We start from the raw sequence: 5,334 nt of genomic DNA on the forward strand, positions 1-5,334 counted from the left end.
ATAATGTCTGGAAAGTGCCCTGGCCAGCCGATGCCGGCGCTGGCGGGCCATGTGCTGCAGGTTCTCCGGGGTCAATGTCAGCGGGTCCGCTTCGGCCATTGCTCGCCCCGGCTGGTTACGGCGAAACAGCCAGGGTTCGCCGTCTATTGTGCCGGCCAGGCCCGCCAGCGGGCCCAGTAACCGGTTCATCTGCGTGGGGTCCAGCGTACCCCCGAGGCCGCCCAGGGCACTGGTCAGTGCGAAGTTGAACAGGCTCCGCCCGCGCGGGGTCATTGCCCACATAAGACTCTTGAAGTGAGTATCGACATCGCCGAGGGTGAGTCCGGGGCTGCCAATCAGTGCTATCCCCCAACCCTCGTGAACGCCTTGGATAAAGTGAGGTTCGGCGTTCGGCTGGTTGGCGTCTATCAGTAATGGACCGGCGAGTTTGGCTTCGTCCTGGGTTGTCCCCTGGTAGACAAAGCGTAGCCGTGGCTGAGGTTCCAGCTCGTACAGGCGGCGCAGCGCGTCAGGCCGGAGAGCCTGGTGAACCAGAAACAGGGGGGATTCAAGAGGCGGCAGGTTCACCGGCGTATCAAACACCACGGGGACCTGATCCTCTCCATTCATAGGTGACTGAGAGTTCATATCCGTATGTCCATGCATCCATGCATTGAGTGCCGGAGGTTAACGTACCAGATTCTGCTTTGCTATCTTCAGCATTCGAGTTGTTATGCTTTTCCTGACAAAACGCGGAGCATGATGTACAACCTCTACAACGACTCGAAGAGTGGCTGGAAATGCCTGCCGGGGCGCTGGGGGATAATCGACCTGGCGCAAGCTGTCCCTAGTCGCAGTGGCCACGTTATAGCCACAAGTTAATACCTGGTGTCCCGTCTGGTTAATTCGCTGATCTACTGAGCGCCTGAACGCTTTGAGAGCAAGGCGCGGTAGCGAAGGTTTGGTGGTTCCAAATCGAGCTGCCGCAACACCGCTATCAAAGTGTTCAGGCGCTCCCGAAGGGCGCACCGCTGACGCCTCTGGACCTGCGTTGCCAACCCTTGATGTGGAACCACCACACCGGCGGGCTGGCGCCTTGACCAGAGACGTCAGCGGTACGCAGTAGGTCAACGAATTAACCAGACGGGACACTAGCCTGGTTACAGTGTTGCTAGCGCCTGCAGCGTGGCAGGGCTGTTCAATTCAAAAGTGGGTGCCTTTAAGACGAATTGCTTTGTCGAGGCAAGATCTGATGTATTTTATCTGCCCGCGCCCTTCCTCTAGAATGCCCAAGCGCTCCACAAGAAGGAATTCCTGATGCCAACCCGATCCGGCGATGTCTACCAACTGAAAGTCACCCTCTCAGGCTCCCGGCCGCCCATCTGGCGGCGCCTGCTGGTTGAATCCGGGACGACGCTACAAGACCTACACCGAATCATCCAAGTGGCGATGGGCTGGCAAGCGGCTCATTTGCATCAATTCGAGTCGTCTGACGGTGTGTTCTTCGGAGACCCGGACGAGGATCCAGACGGCATGATGAACTACGTTGACGAGACTTCTGTGCCATTGGAAGCCGTTCTCCAACGGGAAAAGCAGACGTTGCGGTACGAATATGATTTTGGAGACGGCTGGGAGCATTTCGTGGTTCTGGAGAAGATACTGCCGGGCTCGGGAGATACCCCTTTGCCAAGTTGTATAAAGGCAGTGCGTCAATGTCCGCCGGAGGATGTGGGTGGTCTTGGGGGCTTTTATGAATTCCTCGACGTGATGGCGAACCCGGCGCACCCCGAACACGACGATGCAAGGGAATGGCTGGGCGGGGTTGTGTTCGACCCGGAATTCGTCGATCTTGAGGCGATCAATGAGGGCATGGCTCATCGTGAGCGCCTTTTTGATCCGGTCGCTGCGCCGCTTTTTGATGCCGACGAGGAGTGCGAGGGGCTCAGTTTTAACCAGATGGAGCAGTTGATGACAAGCCCGCTGCATTGCCCGGCGGTGTTTGATGCAAACCTCGATTCCGCGTTGATTGAGCCGCATCTCGACTCGGCGCCGATCATGCGTATTCTCAAGGCATTGTTTCAGGAGCTCGATGGCAAAGGCGTGCGCCTGACACCCAAGGGAAACCTGCCTCGTCGGGTTGTGACGCCTTTGGTCGAGGCCGGAGGTGACGCCGCACTGGCAGAGCCTTATCGCGACGGCTTCGCCAGAATCCGCTCGGAAGAGGACGTTATTCACGTGCATTTGGCGCGGCTGCTTGCCGAGATCGCCGGATTCACCCGTAAGCAGCGCGGCCAGCTTTTGCTGACGCAGCGCGTAAAAGACTGGATCCGCAAAGAGCAATGGTTGCCGATTTATCAGGAGCTGCTGCTCACCGCCATGAACCGCTTCAACTGGAGTTGGCTGGATCGGTTTGATGAATTTGACGAGATACAGGTCGTGGGGCCCTTCGCCTTGTGGTTGCTGGCTAAATACGGTGACGAGTGGCGACCGGAATCGTTCTATATCGATGCCATGCTGACAGCTTTTCCGATGCTGACTGAGGTGGTTCCGCCCAGCCCCTTTTACAGCCCGGAAAAACAAATCGCCCACGCGTTGTCTCTCCAGATGTTCTCGCTGTATAGCTGGCTGGGGCTGATTGAGTGTGAGGATAAGAACAAGGGCGGCCGTCTGGCCTCATTAGGCGATCGTGACATTCGTCGCACGCGGCTGTTCGAGGGGCTGTTCAGGGCCTCGGGCGCGTAGGCCCGCTCTTTGGCTGGTTATCCGTCTGAGATCATCTGCCTCCATTCGTGTAGACGGGTCGCTATGTACCCAAGATGGTAATACCAGCCTGATCAACGTGCTCGAGCAGGTCAGGGTTTTCAACCTGATGTCGGAGGACCAGGTCGATTTGAGTTATAACTGAATCTGGTGTTTGAGGGTTTGAAAGGAAGCGGCGTATCTGATTGATTTGGTGTCGCCAAAGAAGCCAAACAATCAGGAGTACACCGCCATGGCAAAGAGTAACGTTGTCGGGTTTTCAGGTCGAAAGGAATCAGCGCCGCAAAGTACGTCTATTCCTTTAGGCTTTGGTCGTTCAGTGAGATAGTCTCTAAATTTTAGGGATTCCTGCACGATACTGCCTTGAAATTTAACGCTTGGCTTTGCGGCGTGCCGGAGTGCCAGCGCAGGCGCGTCCGACAGCAGCCACTGGTTGAACGAAGCCGCTACGCGGCAGAGTTATAAGTCGTCTGTACTTCCCTGATCCCTTCCATTCCGGTAGGGCCCTCAGGAGAAGTGTAATGAACACCCACGAACACGCCCGATTTCATACACTGTACCAACGCGACCTCACCGAACTCACCCCTGTTGCGGCCAGCCCATGAGCCTTACCTTCTGGCGTCGGCCCTGCCGGTGGCCCGTCATCCGGCGACGATGTCCGGCCTGAGCCTTTCTTTAACTGACATGCACCTCAAAGGGAGAAGCCAACGCACCTTATGACATCACGGCCAGGGCAAACCGGCTGTCGGCTTCACCGACGGTTCCGGGCGCCCCTGTCCTGGCGAAAATGGCCGACAAACGCCAAGGCTAAAGCACCTCTGGGTTCGCCGACGCTATTTCCTTAATAGAGAAGCACCGGGCTCGTCCAACACCGGATCAGGTCGCGGCTGCGCGCGACCTATCCTTATTTGTTATGTTCTTTCTGAAGTGCTAAATTGTGTATAGAAATCTAAATCAATACACATAGGTGCAACATGAGAACGAACATCGTCATAGACGACCAGTTGATGGCTGAAGCCCTCAAAGCCTCCGGTTGCGAAACCAAAAAAGAAGCCGTTGAACAAGGTCTGAAACTTCTGGTCCAGCTTAGCAAGCAACAGGAGATTCGAAAGCTGCGCGGCAAAATCAAGTGGGAAGGCGACCTGGATGAAATGCGGAGCGCCGGATGATACTGGTGGATACCAGCGTCTGGATCGACTACTTCAACGGTGCCACTAACCCACATACTGATCTGTTGGATGCCTCAATAGTCCAAGGATCTGTCGCGATCGGCGACCTCATATTTCTGGAAATCCTGCAAGGCATCCGCAACGACAAACAATATCGCCAGACCAAACAAAGCCTGCTAGCGCTTGAGCAGTATGAGATGTTTGGCAACGAAATGGCGGCCAAGTGCGCCGACAACTATCGAACGCTTCGGAAAAAGGGCATCACGATCAGAAAGACTGCCGACGTCATCATCGCGACATTTTGCATAGAGAAGGAGCTACCCCTGCTGTTTCTGGATCGCGACTTTATCCCCTTTGTTGAACATCTTGAACTTGAGCCGGCCCTCAGAGGAACATAATCGGGATAGGGAGGCACCTCACGATGCCCCTCCTCCCACATCACCGGGCATACGGACCACGTACCACGGCGATTCAGTGACTTGATTCAACCCGTTACCGTACTGCCAACTCCGGCAATCCATAGCTCCGGAACAACCGGGCCGATAAGGCTTGTCGCAGTGCCGGCGAGTGACTCAGCCGCCACGGGCCATGGGCTGATTTCGCAGTGTTCCAGGCCAGCTTGACCGAGACACCCCGCTTTCTCAGCTCACGATATCCCCTTCGACCCCATTGCTTCCACACGTAACTTCTCATTCTCCGCCGGATCCACTTGTCCAGGTCCCGCAGCGGGCTCAGTACTTCGGCTGCATCGAAGTACGCTTTCCAACCAAGCAGGGTCTCTTTCAGATCTGCGATCACCCGGGGCAGTGAGTGGCCCCGTGTCCGGCGGCTCAGTGTCCGGATCTGGGTCTTCAGCTTGGTGATGGCCCTGTCAGCCACGTTCAATCGCTGCCCTTTCCGGCTAAGGGTGAAGCCCAGGAAGCTCCGCTTCCAGGGCCGGTCTACCGCGCTCTTTCGTGTATTCACTGTGAGCCTCAGCGAGTCCTCGATAAAGCGCGTCAGACTCACCATCACCCGCTCTCCTGCACGACGACTGCCAACGTAGATCTGGCAATCATCGGCGTAGCGGGCGAAGCGCAGGTGACGCCGTTCCAACTCCCAATCCAGTTCGTCCAGCACCACATTCGCCAGCACCGGAGACAGTGGCCCACCTTGCGGCACGCCCTCGGGCGTCGGGGCTTTGCGGTTGTCGATCTGGACGCCTGCCTTCAGGTACCGGTTGATCAACCTGAGCAGCGGCGTGTGCCGTTTCAGCCGTGCCATCAGGCGATCGTAAGCGTTCATTTCAGGACGTTCTGCCACCCCGCTGAGATTCGCCCTACAGTAACCTCACATTTTCCGACACGAGGTTACCCCCATGAGAAAGCACCGCACACCCGAACAGTGGCAGACCCTGGTTGATCAGCAGCGTGCCAGCGGCTTGTCA

The 5,334-nt window shown here is 56.7% G+C and carries 5 protein-coding genes; 3 read left to right on the forward strand and 2 right to left on the reverse strand.

Going from position 1 to position 5,334, the window contains the following annotated elements; all coding sequences use genetic code 11:
• On the reverse strand, nucleotides 1-627 hold a 627-nt coding region (locus EZI54_RS22980; RefSeq protein WP_165495855.1), incomplete at its 3' end, for a DUF4123 domain-containing protein.
• 669 nt (nucleotides 628-1,296) lie between these two features.
• On the opposite strand from EZI54_RS22980, the gene EZI54_RS22985 reads away from it, so the two are divergent.
• The 3 genes from EZI54_RS22985 to vapC all read left to right on the forward strand — a co-directional run bounded on the left by EZI54_RS22985 (nucleotide 1,297) and on the right by vapC (nucleotide 4,306).
• Nucleotides 1,297-2,721, forward strand: a complete 1,425-nt coding sequence (locus tag EZI54_RS22985) for a plasmid pRiA4b ORF-3 family protein (RefSeq protein WP_131484202.1) — start codon at nucleotides 1,297-1,299, stop codon at nucleotides 2,719-2,721.
• Between the two features lie 992 nt (nucleotides 2,722-3,713).
• Nucleotides 3,714-3,908, forward strand: coding sequence for a type II toxin-antitoxin system VapB family antitoxin (locus tag EZI54_RS22990; protein ID WP_131484203.1), 195 nt, complete (start codon nucleotides 3,714-3,716; stop codon nucleotides 3,906-3,908).
• Nucleotides 3,905-4,306: a type II toxin-antitoxin system VapC family toxin gene (gene vapC, locus EZI54_RS22995; RefSeq protein WP_131484204.1), complete on the forward strand. Its 402-nt coding sequence runs from the start codon at nucleotides 3,905-3,907 to the stop codon at nucleotides 4,304-4,306. The genes EZI54_RS22990 and vapC overlap by 4 nt, the downstream gene beginning before the upstream one ends.
• A 94-nt stretch (nucleotides 4,307-4,400) precedes the next feature.
• Here the strand turns inward: vapC and EZI54_RS23000 are convergent, their stop codons facing one another.
• Entirely contained in the window at nucleotides 4,401-5,192 is a 792-nt protein-coding gene (locus EZI54_RS23000) for a reverse transcriptase domain-containing protein (RefSeq protein WP_131484205.1), read from the reverse strand.
• Nucleotides 5,193-5,334 lie beyond the last annotated feature (142 nt).

This window comes from Marinobacter halodurans (assembly GCF_004327985.1).
Lineage (GTDB): Bacteria > Pseudomonadota > Gammaproteobacteria > Pseudomonadales > Oleiphilaceae > Marinobacter_A > Marinobacter_A halodurans.

What these genes read in the sequence shown, in the direction of transcription:
- EZI54_RS22985 (WP_131484202.1), top strand. Translation starts at nt 1,297, where the DNA reads ATGCCAACCCGATCCGGCGATGTCTACCAACTGAAAGTCACCCTCTCA.
- EZI54_RS22990 (WP_131484203.1), top strand. Translation starts at nt 3,714, where the DNA reads ATGAGAACGAACATCGTCATAGACGACCAGTTGATGGCTGAAGCCCTC.
- vapC (WP_131484204.1), top strand. Translation starts at nt 3,905, where the DNA reads ATGATACTGGTGGATACCAGCGTCTGGATCGACTACTTCAACGGTGCC.
- EZI54_RS23000 (WP_131484205.1), bottom strand. Translation starts at nt 5,192, where the DNA reads ATGAACGCTTACGATCGCCTGATGGCACGGCTGAAACGGCACACGCCG.